Origin of the sequence: Streptomyces brevispora (assembly GCF_007829885.1) — a bacterium.
GTDB classification, from domain to species: Bacteria; Actinomycetota; Actinomycetes; order Streptomycetales; family Streptomycetaceae; genus Streptomyces; species Streptomyces brevispora.
This window is the reverse complement of record NZ_VIWW01000001.1, coordinates 5,614,813-5,637,972: the sequence shown is the minus strand read 5'-3', so window position 1 is coordinate 5,637,972 and position 23,160 is coordinate 5,614,813. Positions and strand designations below refer to the sequence as shown.

Here is a 23,160-nt window from a genome sequence, read left to right as displayed (position 1 = left end):
GACATCCCTCAGCAGCCGGCCGAAGCGGACGGCAGAAAGCCCATTCCGCCGTCCGCGCCTTCACGGAGTCGTGTGGTAGTAGCGCGTACATGTGCGCACCATCGAGTCGTCGGCGATACCGAAGAAGTCGACAAACCGCAGACAACTCTCGTCGACGCCCGGGACGATACGGCGGCCCGCGGCGACCACCCAGTGGTCGTGGGCGACGACGCGGTCGATCTCGTGGCGGGTGGTGCGTTCGACGTCCGCGCGGTGGGCGTGGAGCACCTCCGTACGGCCGCGTGCGAGCGGCCGACCGGGCAGTTCGAACTCGACCTCGTCATGCAGGAGGGAGGCGTAGGCGTCGAGATCCCCCGCGTTGAGGTAGTCGTAGACCAGTCGCACATGGTCGACCCCGGCAGCGGTGACCAGATCGTCCGGGGGGCCCAATAGTCCGGCGCCCGCGTCGTAGTTGCTGTTCATCAGTGTCCCTTTCGCATCCACACCCCATCCTGCGGACCGCCCACAACTTCTCCCTATCACCGCGCTATCGCACACGGGAGAACCACACGCCATAGACAGGGGGCACATGAATGTGGAGACTGTCCGAAAGTTGACCCGGCTGCGTCAACTCAAAAAGTTGGCAGGGGATTTGGTGACTGACGGTATGACGGAAGAGATGCTGGGTCTCCCGGGCATGTCCCCGCCGCCCTTCCAGGTCCTGGGACCGCTACAGGTACGGGGCACGAAGGGGCCGCTGAGGGTTCCCCCCGGCCGCCAGGAAGTCATCCTCGCCGCCCTGCTCCTGGAGACCAACCGCGTCGTCAGCACCCACTACCTGGTCGACCTCATCTGGCAGGACGACCCGCCGGAGACCGCACGTACCCAGGTCCAGATCTGCGTGTCGCGGCTGCGGAAGCTGCTGGCGGGCGCGGACGCCGAGGTCTCGATCACCACGCGGCCCCCGGGGTACATGCTGCACACCGACGCCGGCAATGTGGACTCCGCGCTCTTCACCACCCTGGTCACACGTGCGCGTCAGCTGAAGGAGCAGGGCTCCCCGGAGCAGGCCGTGGAGCGGCTGAAGTCCGCGATGACGCTCTGGCAGGGGGACTGCCTGACCGGCATGGACAGCGGCCCGCTGGGCAACCGGGCCCGCCAGCTCAACGAGGAACGGCTCGCCGCCCTGGAACTGCGGCTGCGGATGGAGCTGGAACTCGGGCGGCACGACCGGCTGGTCGGCGAGCTGCAGATGCTGACGCACGAGCACCCCCTCAGGGAGAGACTGCGCGGTCAGCTCATGGAGGCCCTGTACTGGTCGGGGCGGCAGGCGGAGGCGCTGGACGTCTTCCAGGTCGGGCGGGTGCTGCTCGACGAGGAACTCGGGCTGGAGCCCGGCCGGGAGCTCAAGGACCTGCAGTCGGCGATCCTCGCGGGTGAACTGGCCCCTCCCGCGGGCCCCGGCCCGGCCCGTGCGCCGTCGGAGCCGGAGAACGCCGCGGAGCCCGCGGCCGCCGCCCCGCCGGTGCCCGAGCGGCAGGACGAGGTCCCGCACCAGATGCCCGCCACGACCGCGGACTTCGTCGCCGACCCCGGCCGGCTCGCGGACCTTGAGCGGGCCCTGACCGGAGGTCCGGGCGGGCACACGGCCGGTCTGGTCGCGATCACGGGCAGACCCGGCACCGGAAAGTCGACCCTCGCGGTCCACATGGCCCACATGCTGGCCGAAAGCGGTTTCCCCGACGGTCAGCTCTACTGCGACCTGCGCGGGACGACCGGGGCGCCCGCGACCTCCTCGGAGGTCCTTGGCCGGTTCCTGCGGGCGCTCGGCATTCCCGGCCAGCTCATCCCGGAGTCGCTGGACGAGCGCGCGGAGATGTACCGGACACGGCTCGCCTCCCGCCGGGTCATCGTCGTCCTGGACGACGCGGTCAGCGAGGGCCAGGTGCGGTCGCTCCTGCCCGGCAGCCGCGACTGCGCCGTCCTCGTCACGAGCCGGGCGCGGCTGACCGCCCTGCCCGGTGCGCACCGCGTCGAGCTGGACGTGCTGGAGGAGGACCGGGCGCTGGAGCTGCTGTCCCGGATCATCGGGGAGGACCGGGTGCGCGACGAGGCCGTGGCGGCCGAGGCGCTCGTCCGCACGGTCGGGCGGCTGCCGCTCGCGCTGCGCATCGTGGCCGCCCGCCTCGCCGCGCGTCCGCACTGGACGCTCGCCTCGATGGTGCACCGGCTCGCCAACGAGCGTCACCGGCTGGACGAGCTGACCCACGGCGAGATGACCATGCGGGCCAGCCTCTCCCTCACGTACGACGGTCTGGCCGCCGCGGACGCCCGGCTGCTGCGGCTGCTGAGCATGGCCCGGACGCCGACCCTGCCCAGCTGGCTGGCCGGTTCGCTCCTCGACGACGACCGCCCCTTCCCGTCGGACCTGATGGAGCCCCTGGTCGACGTACAGATGCTGGACGTCGTCGGGGTGGAGAGCACCGGGGGCTACCGGTACCGCTTCCACGAGATCATCCGTGTCTACGCGCGTGAACAACTGGCCTCTCAGGAAAGACCGGAGGACCGCGAGGCGGCGCTCGTGCGCATGGCGGGCGGCTGGATGCACCTGGCCGAGCAGGCGCACCGCAAGGTGTACGGCGGCGACTACACGGTGCTGCACGGAACCGCTCCCCGCTGGGTGCCGCCCGTCGGTGGCACCGACCAGCTGCTGGCCGACCCGATGGCCTGGCTGGACGCCGAACAGGCCGCGCTGTGCGCGATGGTGGAGCAGGCGGCGGACGAGGGGCTGCACGAGGTCAGCTGGGACCTGGCCACGACCCTGGTCACCCTCTTCGAGGTGCGCGGCCACTACGACCTGTGGGAGCAGACCCATCTGAAGGCGCTGGAGGCCGTCCGCAAGGCGGGCAATCTGCGGGGCACGGCGGTCGTGCAGGCGTCGCTCGGGTCGCTTTACATGAGCCGTAACCAGTTCGACCGGGCGCGGCAGACGCTCGGCTCGGCGCTGGACGTCTTCCAGGCGCTCGACGAACCGGAGGGCAGGGCGCTGTGCCGGCGCGATCTGGCCCTCATCGCGAGGACCGACGGCGATGACGCCGGCGCCCTGGACCTGTACGGGCAGTCCCTGGCCGACTTCGACCGGGCCGGTGACGTGGTGGGGCGCGCGATCGTCCTGACGCAGAGCGCCCAGATCCGGATGCGCCAGGGGAACAGCGACGCGGCGCAGACCCAGTTGGACGAGGCGCTGGCCGTCTACGAGTGTGTCGGATACACGGGGGGCCGGGCGAGAACGCTGCGCCGGGTCGGTCAACTGCTGCTGGAACGGGGCGACCACGATCAGGCGGTGCTGACCTTCACGGAGGTACTGGAGCTGTGCCGCGTCTCCGGCGATGTCATCGGTGAGGGGCACCTGCTGCGCGATCTGGGTCACGCCTTCACCCTGATGGGACGGCCCGAGCGGGCCAGGGACTTCTACGACCGGGCCATCGCGGCCCGGGAGCGCATCATGGATTTTAGTGGTGGCGCGCTGGCGCGCCTGGATCTGGCGCGGCTGCTGGAGGGGGACACGGGGCGGTCCCGGGAGCTTCTGATCCCCGCGGTCGACGTGTTCCGGGACCGTGGGATGGCGCGGGAGCTGACCGAGGCGAAGCGGTTGCTCGGCGTGGGCTGAGACCGTCACGGTCTTCTGGCCGGGGGTCGGACGCCCTCGCCGGTGGCGGGCGTTCCGGGAGCGGGCGCAGTAGTCGCGTGCGCTCCGAGTGCGGGCGGCGCGGGCGGACGGGCCGGTCGCGCGCCGGGTGGGCCAAGCGGTCCATGTGGCCGGGTGGCCAAGTGGGCCAAGCGGTCCGGACTGTGGTCAGTCCCAGGGGTTGTTCAGCGTGCCGGCGCCGCCCGGGTTCGTCGGCGTCGTGTCGTCGGCGGGGGCGTCCGTCGTGGCCGGGCCGTCGGTGGTGGCGGTGGCGGCGGTCGGGGCGGTGGTGTCACCTGCCTCCGCGGCCCAGCCCGTCTGAACGCCCAGGCCGGTCACGATCACGATCAGGGCGGCGGCGACGGCGGTGCGGAGAGCGGTGCTGGCGGCGGTGTTGTTCGTCATCGGATTCCCTCTCGGTGGTGGCGTTTCCTTCTGACCACCAAGTTAGGAAAGACCGGATTCACGGGGCCGCCCCTGGTCCTATCTCCGCGCTATCACGGCGCGGGACCGCTATCACGGCCCGGGAGTCCCCTATCGCCGGGCCGCTGTCCCGGGGCAGGGGCCGGGATAGCGGAAGTCCATGCGGGGTTAGGGGCGGGATGCCCGGCGGATAGGCCGCGTTCGAAGGATGGCGGAAGAACTCTCGCCAGGCCCCGAACCGACCAGCAGGAGCTTCCCATGACGACCGGCCTTCCCGCGCAGAGCACCACCGAGCACTCCGAGGTCCTCGGTTCCCTGATCCGGGGGCACCGGATCCGTATCGGCCTGACGCAACGCCAGTTGGCGGACCTCTCCACCATCAGCGTGCGCGCCATCCGCGACCTGGAGAAGGGGAAGGCCCAGCGGCCCAGAACCGACACGGTCCGGCTGATCGCCGACGGCCTGCGGCTGGGCCCCCGGGCCCGTACCGTCCTGGAGGAGGCGGCCCGGCGCGGACACCGCTTCGAGGGGGACGGCAGACGTCTGCTCGCCGAACGCCCGTCGCCGCCCGTCCCCCTGCACCCGATCATCGGGCGGGACGCGGAGACCGCCGTCGTCGTGGAGGAGCTGCGGTCGGGCACCGAGCGCCTGATCACGGTGGTGGGTTTGAGCGGGGTGGGCAAGACCCGGGTGGCGCTGGAGGCCGCGGCCCGGATGCACGAAGCCGGCTTCTCCGTGCTGTGGCACACCGCTCCCGGCCCCGTCCCCGACTTCCTGCCGGCCGACGACGACTCCGTCACCGCCCTGACCGCGGACTGCGCCGAATTCCTGCACGGCGGTGGGCAGGACGGCGAGCTCCCGGCACGGCTCGCGGACCTCGCGGGCAGCCGCGGCCTCCTGCTGGTGCTCGACGGCGTCGAGCCGAGCCTGCTCGACGGCCACCGGCTGAACCGGCTGCTGCGTGACGTCCCCGGCATCCGCCTGCTCGTCACCGCGGAGGAGCCCTGGGACGTTCCCTGCGAACGCCTCTTCCTCCTCTCCCCGCTCGACGCGCCCGCTCCGCCCGCCGGCTCCGACTCCCCCGCCACCCGTTTCTTCCTCGCCCGGCTGCGCCGCGACCGCCCGGACATCACGGCCGACGAACGGTCGCTGGCGGACATCGCACGGATCTGCCACCGCCTCGACGGCCATCCCATGGCGCTCGTCGCGGCCGCCTCCTGGCTGACCGTGTGCGACCTGCCGACGCTCTGCCGCATCGTAGAGTTCGATCCCGCCGCCCTGCTCGACCGCCTGTCCGGTGACCCCGCCGTCTCCCGGCTGCCGGAGCGGACCGGCCGCACCATCGGCCGGCTGCCCGCCGACCACCAGAGGCTGATCTCCGCCCTGCACGAGGCGGACGCCGACGAATTCACCCTGGGCGACGTCGTGCGGCTGACCGGCCGCACCCTGCCCGAATGCGGCCACATGGTGCGCCGGCTGCTGGTCAGCGGGGTCATTCGGGCCAGTACGGACACGGGCCGCTCCGCGTTCCGGGTGCTGTGCGTGGTGCGGGCCCTCGCCCCGGCCGCTGCCGCCGACGCTGCCGCCTGACTGCCGCCGCGCCGCCCAACTGCTGACGCACCGCCGGACCGACTGCCGCTTCCCGGAGCCGTCCGCGGGTTGTATGGCACTGCCCCGCCCGGCACAGCCCGCCACCCGGCCGCCCGGCCGGCCCACCTCCGCAGCGACTTCCCCCAGGAGTTCCCATGCCGTCCGACGCGCCCGTCGCACCTGCCCCGGCCACCGTCCGGTTGCCGCTCTCGGTCGCTCAGCGTGACATCTGGACGGCCCACACCCTCGACCCCACCGGCCTGCGGTACAGCGTCGGCGAGTGCAGGGAGATCTTCGGCCCGGTCGACCCGGAGCTGATGGCGGCCGCCTGGCGGCGGCTGGCCGAGGAGGCGGACTCGCTGCGGGTCCTGCGCTTCGAGGACGACGGGGAGCAGGTGTGGCAGCTGCTCGACACGGAAGTCGGCTCCCGCAGTCTGCCGTTCACCGACGTGAGCGCGGCGGACGACCCGGAGGCGGCGGCCTGGCGCCTGATCGACGCGATGGTCTGCGCCCCGTACGACCTGACCCGCCAGGCTCCCGTGCGCTGCGCGCTCTTCAAGCTGGGCGAGGAGCGGTACTTCTACTTCTACGGCTTCCACCACCTGGTCATCGACGGCCTGGGCGTGGGGATGCTCCTGGCGCGGCTGATCGCCCTGTACGAGCAGGCGGTGGCGGGCGAGCCGTGGGACGCCTCCCCCTTCGGACGGCTCACCGACCTCCTGGCCGAGGACAGCGCCCACCGGCTCTCCGAAGAGGCTGCCGCCGAACGGGAGGGCTGGCGGGAGCACTTGGCCGGTGCTCCGGACGCGCCCAGCATCGTCCGGGGGACCGGCCGGGCCGCCCCGGCGCACGGCGGACTGCCCTTCGCCCGGCGCAGCGTCCGGGTGTCCCCGGCGGATGCCGAGCGGCTGCGGGCCGTGGCCCGTACCGAGCGGGTCTCCTGGTCCGTCCTCCTGGTGGCGCTGTTCACGGTGTACCTGCACCGGGTCACGGGCCAGGACGAGCTGGTGGCCGCCCTGCCGGTGCCGGGCCGGAAGTCGAAGACCGCGCGGAGCACGCCCGGCATGTTGTCGAACATCGTCCCGCTGCGGTTGCGCGTCCGGCCCGAGGAGCCGCTCGGCTCACTGGTGCGGTCGGTGACCGCCGAGGTCAAGTACGGTCTGCGCCACCAGATGACCCGGTACGAGGATCTGTGCCGGGACGCCGGTGCCCTCGACGGCTCGCGCAGACTCGCCTCGCCCGTCATCAACATCATGGGCTTCAACTCGGAGCTGACCGTGTGCGGTCACCCGAGCGTCAACCACAACGTCAGCAACGGCCCCGTCGACGACCTGAGCATCACCGTCTTCGACCTGGGGGCGGCGAGCGGACTGCGCATCGACTTCGACACCCCGGTCGAGGGCGTCGACGTGGACGCCGTCGCCGCCCACCAGGACCGGTTCGCCCAATTCCTCACCGGGACCCTCGCCATCGAGGAGCCGACCGCGAGCAGGGTCGCCGACCTGGAGGTGCTGTCCGGCACCGAGCGCGAGCTGCTGACCGGCCGGTGGGCCGGACCGGTGGTGGAGCCCGACGACACGACACTGGTGGAGCGGTTCGAGGAGCAGGCCGCACGGTTCCCGGACAGCACCGCGCTGATCGACCGGGACCGGCGGGTCACGTACGCCGCGCTCAACGCCGACGCCAACCGGTGGGCCCGGCACCTGCGCTCCCGGGGCCTGGGCCGCGGTGACATGGCGGGCGTCCTCTTCGAGCGGAGCACCCTCTTCGTCACCGCTCTCCTCGCGGTCCTGAAGACCGGCGCCGCGCATGTGCTGCTCGACCCCGACTTCCCGGACGAACGCCTCCGCTCGGCGGCCGACGACGCGGGCATCGGCCACCTCGTCACCCGCCCGGAGCTGGCCGGCCGCATCACCGGCGGGTGGGCCACCCACACCGAGGCCCCCGCCCAGCTCCCGGACCGGGAGACCGAAAATCTCGGCCTGCCGCTCACCGCCGAGGACGCGGCGTGCCTGATGTTCACCTCGGGCTCGACCGGCCGGCCCAAGGGCATCCTGTCCTCCCACCGCAATCTCGTCTCGACCCTCACCCGGCAGAGCTATCTCCCCTTCGGCCCCGACCAGGTCATCCTCCAGTGCTCCCCCGTCTCGTGGGACGCGTTCAGCCTGGAGCTCTGGGGGGCCCTGCTGCACGGCGGGACCGCCGTGCTCCAGCCGGGGCAGAAACCCGAACCGGCGATCGTCGACGAACTGGCGCGGCGGCACCACATCACCACCCTGCTGCTGTCCGCCACCCTCTTCAACTATCTCGTCGACGAACATCCCGAAGCGTTCGCGTCCGTCACCACCGCCTTCACCGTCGGCGAGGCGGCCTCCCCCGCCCATGTCCACGCCCTGCAGCGGCTCCGGCCCGGTATGGCCGTCGTCAACGGCTACGGACCCGCCGAGGCGATGATCTTCGCGACCACGCACACCGTCGAGCCGGGCGCCGAGCCTCATCCGGTGATTCCCATCGGTTCGCCGCTGGTCAACAAGCCCGCGTACATCCTGGACAGCCGGCTGAGGCTGTGCCCGCCGGGCACCACGGGCGAGCTCTACCTCGCGGGCGACGGTCTCGCCCACGGCTACCAGGGGCGGCCCGACATCAGCGCCGTCCGCTTCGTCCCGCACCCCTTCGGCGGACCGGGCAGCCGTCTCTACCGCACCGGCGACCTCGCCCACTTCGACCGGAACGGCGTCCTGCACTACGAGGGCCGGGCCGACGACCAGGTCAAGGTCCGCGGCTTCCGGATCGAGCCCGGTGAGATCGAGGCCGCTCTCCTCACCCACCCCGGTATCTCCCGGGCGGTGGTCACCCTCCACGACCAGCGGCTCGCCGCCTACGTGGTCTCCGATCAGCCCGTGCACCTCGAAGAGGTCCGCCGCCACCTGGCGGACCGGCTCCCCGAACACCTCGTACCCGCCTACCTGACACGCCTGGACCGGCTGCCCTTCACGGCGAACGGGAAGATCGACAAGCGAGCCCTGCCCGCCCCGTCGGTCACCTCCGGAGGCGGTCGCGCAGCCCGGACGGCCGAGGAAGAGATCCTGGTGGCGCTGTTCGCGAGGACCCTCGGCCTGCCCGACACCCCCACCGTCGACGACAGCTTCTTCACACTGGGCGGGCATTCCCTGCTGGCCGCGCGCCTGACCAATCACGTCGCCGATGCCCTGGGCGTCCGGCTGACCATCCGCGACGTCTTCCAGCACCCGACACCGGCCCGCCTCGCGGAACACGTGGCCGGGAAGAAGGGTGCACCGGCGCTCCCCGCGCTCGTTCCGGCGGAGGACCAGGACGGGCTTCCGCCGGCCTCGTACGCCCAGCGACGGCTGTGGCTGCTGGCCGACCTCGACGGTGGGACCGCCGCGTACAACGTCCCCATCGCCGTACGCGTCCAAGGCGCCCTCGACACGGAGGCGTTGGCGGCGGCGCTCAACGATGTCGCCGAACGCCACGCACCGCTCAGGACCGTCTTCGAGACCGTGGACGGCGAACCCCGCCAGCGGGTCCTTCCCCCGTCGGACACGCTCATCTCCGTCACGCACCGCCACGTCGACGCCGAAGACCTCGATACGGAACTGGCCGCCGCGGCAGCCCACGTCTTCGACCTCCGCAGCGAACTGCCCCTGCGTGTCACACTGTTCGACCTCGGTGGCGGATCCCAGGTCCTGCTGCTCCTGCTCCACCACATCGCCACCGACGGCGGCTCCAACATCCCCTTCTTCAGCGACCTCTCCCGGGCGTACGAAGCCCGCCTGGCCGGAACCGACGGAACCGGCGGACCCGTCCTGGACCCGCTGCCGGTCCAGTACACCGACTACGCACAGTGGCAACGGCGCGTCCTCGGCTCCGAGGACGAGCCGGGGAGCCTCGTCGCCCAGGAGCTCGACTTCTGGCGCACGACCCTGGCCGGCCTCCCCCAGGAACACAGCCTCAACCTCGACCGCCCCCGCCCCGCCCACGCCTCCCACCACGGCGGGGAAGTCACTGTGGACCTGGGCCCGGATCTCTTCGAGCGGGTGACCGAACTGTCCCGGGCCGAGGGGTGCACGCCGTTCATGGTCGTGCACGCCGCCCTGGTCGCGGCCCTGACCCGCCTCGGCGCGGGCGCCGATCTGGCCATCGGCTCGCCCGCCGCAGGGCGCGGCGACGAGCAACTCCAGGGTCTGGTGGGGTTCTTCGTCAACACACTGGTCCTGCGCACCAGCACCACCGGCGACCCGACGTTCCGTGAACTCCTCGAACACGTCCGTGCGACGGACCTCGACGCGTTCGCCCACCAGGAAGCCCCCTTCGACCTCGTCCTCGACGCCGTCAACCCCACCCGCACCCTCGCCCGACACCCCCTCTTCCAGATCTGCCTGGCGCTGGAGACGGGCGGTGTGCCCGCCCTCGACCTGCCGGGCGTCAGGACGGCCAGCGCCGAGACGCTTGCCAACGGCTCGGCCAAGTTCGACCTGGAGTTCTTCCTGCGCTCGGACGACGAGAAGGAGCTCCGGACCACCGCTGTCTTCGCCCGGGATGTGTTCGACGAGGCGACGGTACGCAGGATGGTGTCGGTCCTGGGATCGGTCCTGCAACAGGCCCTGGCGGACCCGGAACTGCACCTCGCCGACCTGGACGTCCTCACCACGACCGAACGCGAACTGCTCACCGGCCCCTGGGCCGGCACCACCACCGACATCGACGACGCAACACTGACCCAACGGTTCGAGGAACAGGCAGCACTCCGCCCCGACAAGACCGCACTCATCGACGGCGACCGTCAGACGACCTACGCGGAACTCAACACAACCGCGAACCAGTGGGCCCACCACCTGCAACAACTCGGCCTCAAACGCGGCGACATGGCCGGCGTCCTGCTCGAACGCGGCACGGACTTCGCAACAGCCGTCATCGCCGTGACAAAGACCGGAGCCGGATACACCCTCCTGGACCCCGACTTCCCCGACGAGCGCCTACGCACCGCCGCCCACGACGCCGGCATCACCCACCTCGTCACGAACACCGAACTTTCACAACGGCTGAACGGGCCCTGGACCACGGTGACCGACAAGCCCGAACAGCTCACCGCCCTCCCGGAAAACAACCTCGGCACCCCCCTCACCAGCACCGACGTGGCATGCCTGATGTTCACCTCCGGCTCGACCGGACGCCCCAAAGGCATCCTCTCCTCCCACCGCAACCTCGTCTCCACCCTCACCGCACAGAACTACGGAACCTTCGGACCCAACGAAGTCTTCCTCCAATGCTCACCCGTCTCCTGGGACGCCTTCAGCCTCGAATTCTGGGGCGCACTCCTCCACGGAGCCACCACCATCCTCCAACCCGGACAAAAACCCGAACCCACCCTCATCACCCAACTCGCCAACCACCACCACGTCACCATGCTCCAACTCTCCGCCAGCCTCTTCAACTACCTCACCGACGAACACCCCCACGCCTTCACCACCCTCACCACCACCTACACCGCAGGCGAAGCCGCCTCACCCACCCACATCCACAAACTCCACCAACACCACCCCCACCTCACCATCACCAACGGCTACGGCCCCGCCGAATCCATGGGCTTCACCACCACCCACACCCCCAACCCCACCCACCAACACACCACCACCCCCATCGGCACCCCCCTCACCAACAAAACCACCTACATCCTCGACAACCACCTCAACCTCACCCCACCCGGCACCACCGGCCACCTCTACCTCGCCGGCCACGGCCTCGCCCACGGCTACCACAAACGACCCGACACCACCGCCACCCACTTCATCCCCAACCCCTACGGACCCCCCGGCACCCACCTCTACCGCACCGGCGACCTCGCCCACCACGACCACCACGGCAACCTCCACTACGACGGCCGCGCCGACAACCAAATCAAAATCCGCGGCTTCCGCATCGAACCCAACGAAATCGAAACCACCCTCCTCGCCCACCCCCACATCACCCAAGCCACCATCACCGTCCACCAGGAGCAGCTGGTCGCGTACGTCGTCCAGGACCTGGACGGAGAGATCGGCTCCGCCAACGAGGACCTGCGGCTCCATGTCGCGGAACGGCTGCCGGAGCACATGGTCCCGTCACAGGTGATCGTGCTGGACCGACTGCCCCTCACGCCGAACGGGAAGATCGACAAGCGGGCCCTGCCCGCCCCGCAGATGGCCTCGGTGACGCGGCGCGCACCGCGTAGTCAGGGCGAAGAGATCCTGGTCGCGCTGTTCGCCAAGACCCTGCGGACGACGCAACCGGTCGGCGTCGACGACGACTTCTTCACACTGGGCGGGCATTCCCTGCTGGCCGCGCGCCTGACCAATCACGTCGCCGATGCCCTGGGCGTCCGGCTGACCATCCGCGACGTCTTCCAGCACCCGACACCGGCCCGCCTGGCCGAACACGTCGCCGCGCGGAACGGCACACCCGCGCTGCCCCCGCTCGTCCCGGTCGAGGACCAGGACGGGCCCCCGCCGGCCTCGTACGCCCAGCAAAGGCTGTGGCTGCTGGCCGACCTCGACGGTGGGACCGCCGCGTACAACGTCCCCATCGCCGTACGCGTCCAAGGCGCCCTCGACACGGAGGCGTTGGCGGCGGCGCTCAACGATGTCGCCGAACGCCACGCACCGCTCAGGACCGTCTTCGAGACCGTGGACGGCGAACCCCGCCAGCGGGTCCTTCCCCCGTCGGACACCCTCATCTCCGTCACGCACCGCCACGTCGACGCCGAAGACCTCGATACGGAACTGGCCGCCGCGGCAGCCCACGTCTTCGACCTCCGCAGCGAACTGCCCCTGCGTGTCACACTGTTCGACCTCGGTGGCGGATCCCAGGTCCTGCTGCTCCTGCTCCACCACATCGCCACCGACGGCGGCTCCAACATCCCCTTCTTCAGCGACCTCTCCCGGGCGTACGAAGCCCGCCTGGCCGGAACCGACGGAACCGGCGGACCCATCCTGGACCCGCTGCCGGTCCAGTACACCGACTACGCACAGTGGCAACGGCGCGTCCTCGGCTCCGAGGACGAGCCGGGGAGCCTCGTCACCCAGGAGCTCGACTTCTGGCGCACGACCCTGGCCGGCCTCCCCCAGGAACACAGCCTCAACCTCGACCGCCCCCGCCCCGCCCACGCCACCCACCACGGCGGGGAAGTCACTGTGGACCTGGGCCCGGATCTCTTCGAGCGGGTGACCGAACTGTCCCGGGCCGAGGGGTGCACGCCGTTCATGGTCGTGCACGCCGCCCTGGTCGCGGCCCTGACCCGCCTCGGCGCGGGCACCGATCTGGCCATCGGCTCACCGGTCGCGGGCCGGGGCCACGAGGGGCTGGAGGACCTCGTCGGGTTCTTCGTCAACACACTGGTCCTGCGCACCAGCACCACCGGCGACCCGACGTTCCGTGAACTCCTCAAGCACGTCCGTGCGACGGACCTCGACGCGTTCGCCCACCAGGAAGCCCCCTTCGACCTCGTCCTCGACGCCGTCAACCCCACCCGCACCCTCGCCCGACACCCCCTCTTCCAGATCTGCCTCGGTCTGGAGGCGGGCGGGCTGCCGGAGGTGAGCCTGTCCGGTGTTCAGAAAGCCGAGGTGTTCGGGGTACTCAGCGGCTCGGCCAAGTTCGACCTGGAGTTCCTGCTCCGCTCCGACGACAGCAAGCGTCTGCACGGTGCGGTCCTCTTCGCCCGGGATGTGTTCGACGAGGCGACGGTACGCAGGATGGTGTCGGTCCTGGGATCGGTCCTGCAACAGGCCCTGGCGGACCCGGAACTGCACCTCGCCGACCTGGACGTCCTCACCGCGACCGAACGCGAACTGCTCACCGGCCCCTGGGCCGGCACCACCACCGACATCGACGACGCAACACTGACCCAACGGTTCGAGGAACAGGCAGCACTCCGCCCCGACAAGACCGCACTCATCGACGGCGACCGTCAGACGACCTACGCGGAACTCAACACAACCGCGAACCAGTGGGCCCACCACCTGCAACAACTCGGCCTCAAACGCGGCGACATGGCCGGCGTCCTGCTCGAACGCGGCACGGACTTCGCAACAGCCGTCATCGCCGTGACAAAGACCGGAGCCGGATACACCCTCCTGGACCCCGACTTCCCCGACGAGCGCCTACGCACCGCCGCCCACGACGCCGGCATCACCCACCTCGTCACGAACACCGAACTTTCACAACGGCTGAACGGGCCCTGGACCACGGTGACCGACAAGCCCGAACAGCTCACCGCCCTCCCGGAAAACAACCTCGGCACCCCCCTCACCAGCACCGACGTGGCATGCCTGATGTTCACCTCCGGCTCGACCGGACGCCCCAAAGGCATCCTCTCCTCCCACCGCAACCTCGTCTCCACCCTCACCGCACAGAACTACGGAACCTTCGGACCCAACGAAGTCTTCCTCCAATGCTCACCCGTCTCCTGGGACGCCTTCAGCCTCGAATTCTGGGGCGCACTCCTCCACGGAGCCACCACCATCCTCCAACCCGGACAAAAACCCGAACCCACCCTCATCACCCAACTCGCCAACCACCACCACGTCACCATGCTCCAACTCTCCGCCAGCCTCTTCAACTACCTCACCGACGAACACCCCCACGCCTTCACCACCCTCACCACCACCTACACCGCAGGCGAAGCCGCCTCACCCACCCACATCCACAAACTCCACCAACACCACCCCCACCTCACCATCACCAACGGCTACGGCCCCGCCGAATCCATGGGCTTCACCACCACCCACACCCCCAACCCCACCCACCAACACACCACCACCCCCATCGGCACCCCCCTCACCAACAAAACCACCTACATCCTCGACAACCACCTCAACCTCACCCCACCCGGCACCACCGGCCACCTCTACCTCGCCGGCCACGGCCTCGCCCACGGCTACCACAAACGACCCGACACCACCGCCACCCACTTCATCCCCAACCCCTACGGACCCCCCGGCACCCACCTCTACCGCACCGGCGACCTCGCCCACCACGACCACCACGGCAACCTCCACTACGACGGCCGCGCCGACAACCAAATCAAAATCCGCGGCTTCCGCATCGAACCCAACGAAATCGAAACCACCCTCCTCACCCACCCCCACATCACCCAAGCCACCATCACCGTCCATCGCGACCGCCTCGCCGCCTACTTCGTCGAAGATGCCGCATCCGTATCCGCGTCCGGCTCCGCACAGCTCACGGTGGACGACGTCCGCCGCCACCTGGCCGACCGGCTCCCCGAGCACCTCGTGCCCACCTATCTGACCCCCCTGGACCGGCTGCCCCTCACGCCCAACGGAAAGATCGACAAGCGGGCCCTGCCCATCCCGCAGGCCACGGCCCGCGCCGACGGACGCCCGCCGCGCACCCCGCTCGAAGAGCGGCTGGTCGCTCTCTTCGCCGACGCCCTCGGCGTGAGCGCCGCCCTCACGATCGACGACGACTTCTTCCACCACGGCGGGCATTCGCTGCTGGGCGCCCGCCTCACCAACCACATCGCCGGTTCACTCGGTGTCCGGCTGACCGTGCGCGACCTCTTCCAGCGCCCCACGCCCGCCCGGCTCGCCGAGCACATCGCCTCCCTCCAGGCCGCACCCGCCCCGAAGGCCCGGCCGGCACTCCGCCGCCGGACCCGGACAGAACGGATGAGCTCATGACCGCCTCCCCTCCGCCCGCCGCAGAAGACGTCGTCTGGGACCTGCCGGGCGATGCCCCGCACCGCCTGTCGCTGCTCGTGCTGCCGCACGCCGGGGGCAACGCCCACGCGTACGGCGCCTGGCGCGAGTTCCTGCCCGCCGATGTGCGGCTGCTGATCGGCCAGTACCCCGGACGGGGTGCCCGCTACAGCGAGGACCTGCCGGAGTCGGTCGACGACCTCGCGCTGCCGGTGATCGACTCCCTGCCCGCGGACGCCGGTGACCTGGTGGTCCTCGGCCACAGCATGGGCTCCCTGGTCGCCTTCGAGGTGGCCCGTGCCCTCCAGGCCGCCGGCCGGTCCCCCCGGGGGCTGATCGCCTCCGCGTGCCGTGCTCCGGTGCTGCCCAACCAGTGCCCGGTCCACCCTGAGCTGCTCGACGACGACGAGCTGGTCGCCGCCATCAAGGAGCGCGGCGGTACCGACGACGGCATCCTCGACGAGCCGGAGCTCCGCGAGATCATCCTGCCGTCCATCCGGGCCGACTTCGCCATCGACGACGCCTATCGGTGCACCGTCCCCGGCGTGCAACTCGACTGCCCGGTAACCGTGTTCGGCGGCGACGCCGACCCGATCGTGCCGGTCGGGATGCTCGGCGGCTGGTCCATGGTGGCCGGCGGCGACATCGCTCCCGTGGTGCTCCCGGGCGACCACTTCTACTTCCAGCAGGACCTGCCTGGCTTCTTCGCCCGTCTCAACCCGGTCCTCGCCGCCCTGCACGACGCACCGGCCACGGCCGGCTGACCCTCGTGCCCCCTCCGCGGAGTCCCGTCGGGCCCCTGTGCATTCCGCGGAGCTCCGCCGACTCCCCACGACTGTCTTCGAAGGACGAGGAACTGCCATGACCACACTGTCCCAGCCCACCACCACCGGCATCACCCCGATCAGGGAGGTCGGAAAGCCGGTGGTCGTCCACACGCCGGAATTCTCCGGCATGGCCGAGGCCGCCGCGTGGCTCGTCGCCCACCGCCCGGCCGTCCAGGCCGAGTTGCACCGCTCGGGTGCGGTCCTGCTGCGCGGACTGCCGGTCGTGGACGCGGCGACGTTCGCCGAGGCCCGTGACGCGCTCATCGCCGAGCGGGCCGGGTACAAGGAGAAGGCCACCCCGCGCACCGACTTCGGCGAGGGCGTGTTCTCCTCCACCGACCTGCCGGCCGTCCAGCCGATCCGGCTGCACAACGAGAACAGCTACACCCTGGACTTCCCCGGCGTCCTCCTGTTCGGCTGCGTCACCGCGCCCGAGACCGGCGGCGCGACCACTGTCGGCGACATGCGCAAGGCGCTCGCCCTGCTGCCGCCGGACCTGGCGGCCCGGTTCGCGAAGGCCGGCTGGCTGCTGGAGCGCAACTACTCCGACCTGGCGGGGATGCCCTGGCGCAAGGCCTTCTCGTCCGATGAGCCGAAGGGGGCCGCGGAGTACTGCGACGCCCACGCCATCGGCTACGAGTGGCTCGACGAGGACACCCTGCGCACCCGCCAGCTCCGCTCCGCGATCATCACCCACCCGGTGACCGGTGAGCGCTCCTGGTTCAACCACTTCGCGTTCTGGAACGCCCGCACCCTGGACGAGGACGTCCGCGAGGTCCTCGTCGACACCTTCGGCGAGGACGGGCTGCCGTTCAACACGTACCTGGGCGACGGCACTTCCCTCACCGACGCCGAGGTGGACACCATCAACGAGGTGTACCAGGCGGTGACCGTGCGGGAGACCTGGCAGCGCGGCGACCTGATGCTCGTCGACAACATCCTCTGCGCGCACGGCCGCGAGTCCTACACCGGGGCCCGCAAGATCCTCGTCGCCATGGGCGAGCCCGTTCCGCTGGCCGACTGCTCCCCGAGCACCGCGCCCTCCACCACCCCGTTCGGAGAGTGAGCCCCGCCATGACCACCGTCCTGCCCGAGCGCCCCGCCGCCCTGTTCCTCACGTCCCACGCCACCTGCGCGGGCTGCGCCATCTGCTCCGTCCCGGCCGGCCACCCGGACTCCTGCTCCTGCGGCGCCTGCACGACCGGCACCGGGTCGGCCGACCTGATGGTCCGGCTCGCCGCCGTTCCGGGTGGTCGCACCGCCGTCGTGGGCGGGGACCGGGAGCTCACGTTCGCCGAACTGCGCACCGAGGCAGCCGCGTTCGCGGCCGGGCTGGCCGCCAGGGGCCTGGGCCGGGAGAGCCTCGTGGCGCTCTGCCTGCCGCGCGGAGCGGACCTGGCCGTCGCGATCATCGGCGCGCTCACCGCCGGCGCCGCCTACCTGCCGGTCGACCCGGCCCTGCCCGAGGAGCGCCGCCGCTACCTCGTCGAGGACTCCGCCGCCGACCTCGTGGTCGTACCGGAATCCGCGTCCGGGTCCCAGGTCTCCGGGGCCGCCCCGGCCCTCACCCCGGCCGCTCTGACCGCGCGGCGGGCGGGCGCCGAGGACGGCTTCGCACCCGAGCCGGTCACCGCCGGGACTCTCGCGTACGTCATCTACACCTCCGGTTCCACCGGGCGGCCCAAGGGTGTGGAGATCGGCCGCGGGGCCGCCTCCCTGCTGCTGAGGGAGCTGGAGGGGGTGGGCGCGGCGACCGGCCAGGGCCGCCGGGTCGGCTGGAACGCGTCCCCGTCGTTCGACGCGTCGGTGCAGCAGTGGATACGGCTCTGCCGCGGCGACACCCTCGTGATGATCGACGAGGAGACCCGACGGGACCCCTCGCTGCTCGCCGCGTTCATCGACGCGCAGGCGCTCACCGACCTCGACATCACTCCTTCGCACGCCGATCCGCTGCTCGACCTGCTTACCGGCGACGGCGGCCCCCGCCCGCTGACCCTGCTGGTCGGCGGGGAGCCGATCGGCCCCGCCCTGTGGGACCGGCTGGCGGCCGCGCACGGCTCCGGACTGCTGCGCGCGCTCAACGTGTACGGGCCGACCGAGTGCACCGTCGACGCCACCGCCGGGTGGATCGACGGGCCGGGCGCCCCGCACATCGGCACGGCCCTGCCGGGGCTGCGGTCGCTGCTGCTGGACGAGAGGCTCGTCCCCGTCGCCCCGGGGGAGGCCGGCGAACTGTACCTGGCGGGCCCGCGGGTGGGACGCGGCTACCGAGGCCGCCCCGGGCTGAGCGCGGAGCGGTTCGTCGCCGACCTGTCCGGGGGCTCCGGCGAGCGGATGTACCGCACCGGCGACCGGTGCCGGCTGCTGCCGGACGGCCGGTTCGCCTACCTGGGCCGTGCCGACGGTCAGGTGAAACTGCGCGGGCACCGGATCGAGTTGGCGGAGATCGAGGCCGCCCTGACCCGGGAGGACGGGGTCGCGGAGGCCGCCGTGATCCTCGGCACGGACGCCGGCGGCACCGCCTGCCTGATCGCCTACCACCGGGGCGGTGACGCCGGGGCGCTGCGCGCCGCGCTGAGCGCCACGATGCCCTCGTACATGGTTCCCCCGGCGTTCGTCGCCGTGGACCGCTTCGCGACGACGCCCAGCGGCAAGCTGGACCGTTCCGCACTGGCCACCGCCCTGCCCGCCGCCCCGGCGGGTCCGGGGGCGGGCGCGGCGCACTACGGTGCTGCTCCGAACGGCCTCGCGGAGGAGCTGATCGCCCGTGTCTGGGCCCAGGTCCTCGGCGCTTCGTCGATCGGGCCGGACGACAACTTCTTCAAGCTCGGCGGTCATTCGCTGCTCGCCATCAAGCTGGTCTCCCGGGTCCGGGCCGAACTCTCCCTGGCGCTGCCCGTGAAGGCCGTGTACGCGCACCCGAGACTGCGTGACCTCGCCGCTCACATCGAGGAGCTCATGGCCGCCCGGGATGCCTGAACCCCGGCCGCGTACCAGCAGGTTCCGCAGTTCGCCCGTACTCCGTCCGCCCCCGTCCACCACGAGGAGCAGCAATCGTGATCCCCCTCTCCTACGCCCAGCGCCGGCTGTGGTTCCTGAACCGGCTTGAGGGCTCGTCCCCGGCCTACAACGCACCCGTCGTGCTCCGCCTCGACGGCGCCCCCGACCGGGGCGCGCTCGCGGCAGCGGTGCGGGACGTGGTGGAGCGGCACGAAGTACTCCGCACGGTCTACCCGGCCAAGGACGCCGAGCCGTACCAGCACATCGCCGTCGATCCCGACGTGCGGTTCGAGGTCCAGGAGTGCACGGCCGGCGAGGTGGACGCGGCCGTCACCGCCTTCGCGCGTACACCGGTCGACATCACCAAAGAACTGCCGCTGCAGGCACGGTTGTTCACTGTTCCGGGTTCGGGACAGGACGTCCTCGTCCTGCTGATCCATCACATCGCGACCGACGGCTGGTCCGTCGGCTGCCTGCTGGCCGACCTCGACGCCTCCTACCGGGCCCGCGTCGAGGGCCGTGCGCCCGATCGGGAGCCGCTGCCGGTCCAGTACGCGGACTACGCGCTGTGGCAGCGGGACATGCTCGGTGATCCCGAGGACCCGCAGAGCACGGCCCACGAGCAGCTCGCCCACTGGCGCGAGGCCCTGGACGGCATACCGGCCGTGACCCGGCTGCCCGCCGACCGGCCCCGTCCGACGGAGCCCTCCCACCGGGGGGCCACCGTCACCCAGCTCCTCGACGCCACGGCCCACCGGGCGCTGACCCGTCTGACCCGGGCCCACCGGGCGACGTTCTTCATGGCCGCCCGGTCCGCGCTCTCACTCGCGCTGCGGGTGGCGGGCGCCGGCCGGGACGTGGTGGTGGGCACGCCGGTGGCCGGACGTCCCGAGGAGGACCTGCACGAGCTCGTCGGGTTCTTCGTGAACTCCCTCGCGCTGCGCGCGGATCTCTCCGACGGCCTCGGCCTCGGCGGGCTGCTGGAACAGGTCCGCGACACGGACCTGGCCGCCTACGCCCACGAGGACCTGCCGTTCGACCTGCTCGTGGAGCACCTCAACCCGGAACGCTCCCTGGGCCGCCACCCCTTCTTCCAGGTGATGCTGACCGCGCAGACCGCGCAGGGCACCACCGTCCCCCTCGGCCCCATCCGGGCCACCATCGACGGGACCGACCTGGCGACCGCCAAGTTCGACCTCAGCTTCCACTGCGCCGAGACGCACCGGCCCGACGGCGAACCCGACGGAGTGCGGCTCGGACTGCAGTACGCCACCGACCTCTACGACGAGGACACCGCACAACTGCTCCTGACCCTTTTCCGGCGCGCGCTGACGGCCTTCGCCGAGCAGCCCGTCGACACCCCCCTCGACCGGGTCGACCTGCTCACCGATCGTGAGCGCCAGGAGCTCGACCGCCGTCACGAGGCCCTGACCCGGGCCGAACAGCGGCGCGCCACCACCCGGGGCGCGTCGCGGGACGGCGAGGGGCCGGGCCCCCGCCCGTCCGCCGATCCGCGCGAGGAGGTCCTGCGCAGCCTGTTCGCGGAGATCCTGGGCCGTGACGAGGTGCTGGCCTCGGACAACTTCTTCAAGCTGGGCGGGCATTCCCTGCTCGCCGGAAAGCTCGCCAACCGCATCCGTGCCACCCTCGGCCTGCGGGCCGCCATCCGCGACATCTTCCTCGCCCCCACTCCCGGGCAACTGCTGCGACGCCTCGGCGAGGACCGCGACGACTCCGTACGGCCTGCTCTGCGCCCGGTGCCGAAGGAGCTGCGGCCCGGCCGGACACCGTTGTCCGCCGCCCAGCAACGCCTCTGGTTCGTGGGACAGTTGGAGGGTCCGAGCGCCACGTACAACATTCCGGTGGTGACCCGGCTGCGGCGGCGGATCGACCCGGACGCGTTTGCCGCCGCCCTGGCGGACATCGCCGAACGGCACGAGGTGCTGCGCACGGTGTACCGGCCGGCGGACGGCGAGCCGTACCAGGAGGTGCTGGAGGGCGTCCGGCCGGTGCTGGAGCGGCTCGTGACGGACGGGCCGCAGGGGCTGCGGGCGGCCGTGGACGCCGCCGCCGGGCATGTCTTCGACATCGGCGCCGAGATACCGTTCCGCGCCTGGTTGATGGAGGAGGCGGACGGGGGCCAGGTGATGGCGCTGCTGGTGCACCACATCGCCGGGGACGGCTGGTCGACCGGCTGCCTGCTGGCCGACCTCGACACCGCCTACCGGGCCCGCGCGCAGGGCCGTGCGCCCGCGTGGCAGCCGCTGCCCGTCCAGTACATCGACTACACCCTGTGGCAGAACGACCTGCTCGACGGCGAACACGGAATCGCCGGGGAGCAACTCGCCTTCTGGCGAAAGGCGTTGGACGGCATGGGGCCGCTGCTGGCGCTGCCCACCGACCGGCCCCGGCCGGCCGCGAGCGACGGGGTCGGCGCGCTGACCGGCTTCGAGGTGAGCGCCGCCACCCACCGGGGTCTGCTGCGCATCGCCCGCCGCAACGGCGCGACCCTGTTCATGGTGGTGCAGGCCGCCCTCGCCTCGCTCCTCACCCGGCACGGGGCCGGCCCCGACGTGGCGCTCGGCACCACCGTGGCGGGCCGCGCCGACGACGCCCTGCACCCGCTCGTCGGGTTCTTCGTCAACACCCTGGTCCTGCGCACCGACACCTCCGGGGACCCCGCGTTCGCCGAGCTGGTGCGCCGGGTGCGCGACGCCGGTCTGGCCGCCTACAGCCACCAGGACCTGCCCTTCGACCGGCTGGTCGAGCACCTCAGTCCGCACCGGTCCGCCGCCCACGCGCCGCTCGTCCAGGTGATGGTGCAGGTGCACGCCGCCGGAACCGCGCCGGCGGCCCCCTCGGCCCTGGACGGCGACCCGCTCCTCTTCCGCAGCACCGGCGCCAAGTCCGACCTCACCTTCGCACTGACCGAACGGACGGAACCGGACGGCGGCCCGGCCGGCCTGCAGGGCGTCCTCGAATACGCCACCGCCCTCTACGACGACGACACCGCCCGGCTCCTCGCGCGCCGCCTGGCCGAGACCCTCGACGCGTTCGCGGACGACCCGGACGCGCCGCTGTCCGGACCGGGTTACGGTCCGGCGGCTCCCGTCGGCCGGGAGGCCGTCCTCGACGAGCGGGGGCTGCCGGTCCCGGCGCGCGTGCCCGGCGAGGTCCACGCGATCGCCCCGGGCAGCGCCCCGCGCGCCACCGGGCGGCGTGCCTACCCCGGCGCCGACGGCTCGCTGCACCCCCTCGCCACACAGACGGTGGGCGGCTACCCGGTGGAGCCCGGCCGGGTCGAGGAGGTGCTGGGCCGGCACCCGGCCGTGACCGGCGTCGCCGTCGCCGTCCGGGACGACCGGCTGATCGCGTACGTCCTCGGCGCGCCCGGCGCCGGTGAGGCCGAGCTGCGCGGCTGGGCCTCCGAGCGGCTGCCCGAGTATCTGGCCCCGGCCCGCGTGATCAGGGTGACGCGCCTTCCGGAGCCGGGCGAGGACGCCGCCGAACTGCCCGAGGAGAGCGCACCGGCCGCACAGGCGCCGGCCGACTGGGAGGAACGCCTGCTGGGCGTCTTCCGCGAGGTGCTCGACGGCCGCGCCATCGGCCGCGGGGACAACTTCTTCAAGTCGGGCGGCCACTCCCTGCTGGCGGTACGGCTGCTCAACCGGATCCGCTCCGAGTTCGGCCAGGACCTCACCCTGCGGGACGTGTTCCGCAACCCGACCGTCACGTCCCTGGCCCGCCGGCTCGCCACGGACGACGCCGCCGCCCCCGCTCCGGCCGCGCCCGGACGCGGCGCGTCCCCCGCGCTGCGGCGACGCACCCGTGCGGGCACCCGGCGCCGGGGCTGACACCCCGGGCGGTGAACCGGGACCGGCAGCTCCGGGCGGCATACTGCCGCCCGGAGCTGCCTGGCGTACTGCCCCGTCCG

Annotated in this window: 9 protein-coding genes; 7 read left to right on the top strand and 2 right to left on the bottom strand. The window is 71.8% G+C overall.

The features are described from left to right. Positions 1–60 precede the first annotated feature (60 nt). The gene (locus tag FHX80_RS26110; protein WP_145766423.1) at positions 61–462 is read right to left on the bottom strand and encodes a nuclear transport factor 2 family protein; all 402 of its coding nucleotides are present in this window, start codon (positions 460–462) and stop codon (positions 61–63) included. A 184-nt stretch (positions 463–646) separates the two neighbouring features. On the opposite strand from FHX80_RS26110, the gene FHX80_RS26105 reads away from it, so the two are divergent. Then, the gene (locus tag FHX80_RS26105; RefSeq protein ID WP_244318446.1) at positions 647–3,649 is read left to right on the top strand and encodes an AfsR/SARP family transcriptional regulator; all 3,003 of its coding nucleotides are present in this window, start codon (positions 647–649) and stop codon (positions 3,647–3,649) included. 186 nt (positions 3,650–3,835) lie between these two features. Here FHX80_RS26105 and FHX80_RS26100 read toward each other — a convergent pair whose 3' ends face one another. Beyond that, positions 3,836–4,072 carry a hypothetical protein gene (locus tag FHX80_RS26100; RefSeq protein ID WP_145766422.1) on the bottom strand — a complete coding sequence of 79 codons (237 nt, stop codon included), beginning with the start codon at positions 4,070–4,072 and terminating at the stop codon, positions 3,836–3,838. A gap of 276 nt (positions 4,073–4,348) precedes the next feature. Here FHX80_RS26100 and FHX80_RS26095 point away from each other — a divergent pair, with 276 nt between their 5' ends. The 6 genes from FHX80_RS26095 to FHX80_RS36445 all read left to right on the top strand — a co-directional run bounded on the left by FHX80_RS26095 (position 4,349) and on the right by FHX80_RS36445 (position 23,080). Continuing rightward, complete coding sequence (locus FHX80_RS26095) at positions 4,349–5,680, top strand: helix-turn-helix domain-containing protein (protein ID WP_145766421.1); 1,332 nt, start codon at positions 4,349–4,351, stop codon at positions 5,678–5,680. Positions 5,681–5,835: 155 nt separating this feature from the next. Beyond that, complete coding sequence (locus tag FHX80_RS26090; protein WP_145766420.1) at positions 5,836–15,381, top strand: non-ribosomal peptide synthetase; 9,546 nt, start codon at positions 5,836–5,838, stop codon at positions 15,379–15,381. Beyond that, positions 15,378–16,163 carry a thioesterase II family protein gene (locus FHX80_RS26085; protein WP_145766419.1) on the top strand — a complete coding sequence of 262 codons (786 nt, stop codon included), beginning with the start codon at positions 15,378–15,380 and terminating at the stop codon, positions 16,161–16,163. The genes FHX80_RS26090 and FHX80_RS26085 overlap by 4 nt, the downstream gene beginning before the upstream one ends. Positions 16,164–16,260: 97 nt before the next feature. Beyond that, positions 16,261–17,292, top strand: a complete 1,032-nt coding sequence (locus FHX80_RS26080) for a TauD/TfdA family dioxygenase (protein ID WP_145766418.1) — start codon at positions 16,261–16,263, stop codon at positions 17,290–17,292. Between the two features lie 8 nt (positions 17,293–17,300). Then, complete coding sequence (locus FHX80_RS26075; RefSeq protein WP_145766417.1) at positions 17,301–19,205, top strand: non-ribosomal peptide synthetase; 1,905 nt, start codon at positions 17,301–17,303, stop codon at positions 19,203–19,205. A 77-nt stretch (positions 19,206–19,282) separates the two neighbouring features. Further along, positions 19,283–23,080 carry a condensation domain-containing protein gene (locus FHX80_RS36445; protein WP_145766416.1) on the top strand — a complete coding sequence of 1,266 codons (3,798 nt, stop codon included), beginning with the start codon at positions 19,283–19,285 and terminating at the stop codon, positions 23,078–23,080. Positions 23,081–23,160 lie beyond the last annotated feature (80 nt).

Coding starts and splice junctions, on each gene's coding strand:
- FHX80_RS26110 (WP_145766423.1), bottom strand. CDS start 462: ATGAACAGCAACTACGACGCGGGCGCCGGACTATTGGGCCCCCCGGAC.
- FHX80_RS26105 (WP_244318446.1), top strand. CDS start 647: ATGACGGAAGAGATGCTGGGTCTCCCGGGCATGTCCCCGCCGCCCTTC.
- FHX80_RS26100 (WP_145766422.1), bottom strand. CDS start 4,072: ATGACGAACAACACCGCCGCCAGCACCGCTCTCCGCACCGCCGTCGCC.
- FHX80_RS26095 (WP_145766421.1), top strand. CDS start 4,349: ATGACGACCGGCCTTCCCGCGCAGAGCACCACCGAGCACTCCGAGGTC.
- FHX80_RS26090 (WP_145766420.1), top strand. CDS start 5,836: ATGCCGTCCGACGCGCCCGTCGCACCTGCCCCGGCCACCGTCCGGTTG.
- FHX80_RS26085 (WP_145766419.1), top strand. CDS start 15,378: ATGACCGCCTCCCCTCCGCCCGCCGCAGAAGACGTCGTCTGGGACCTG.
- FHX80_RS26080 (WP_145766418.1), top strand. CDS start 16,261: ATGACCACACTGTCCCAGCCCACCACCACCGGCATCACCCCGATCAGG.
- FHX80_RS26075 (WP_145766417.1), top strand. CDS start 17,301: ATGACCACCGTCCTGCCCGAGCGCCCCGCCGCCCTGTTCCTCACGTCC.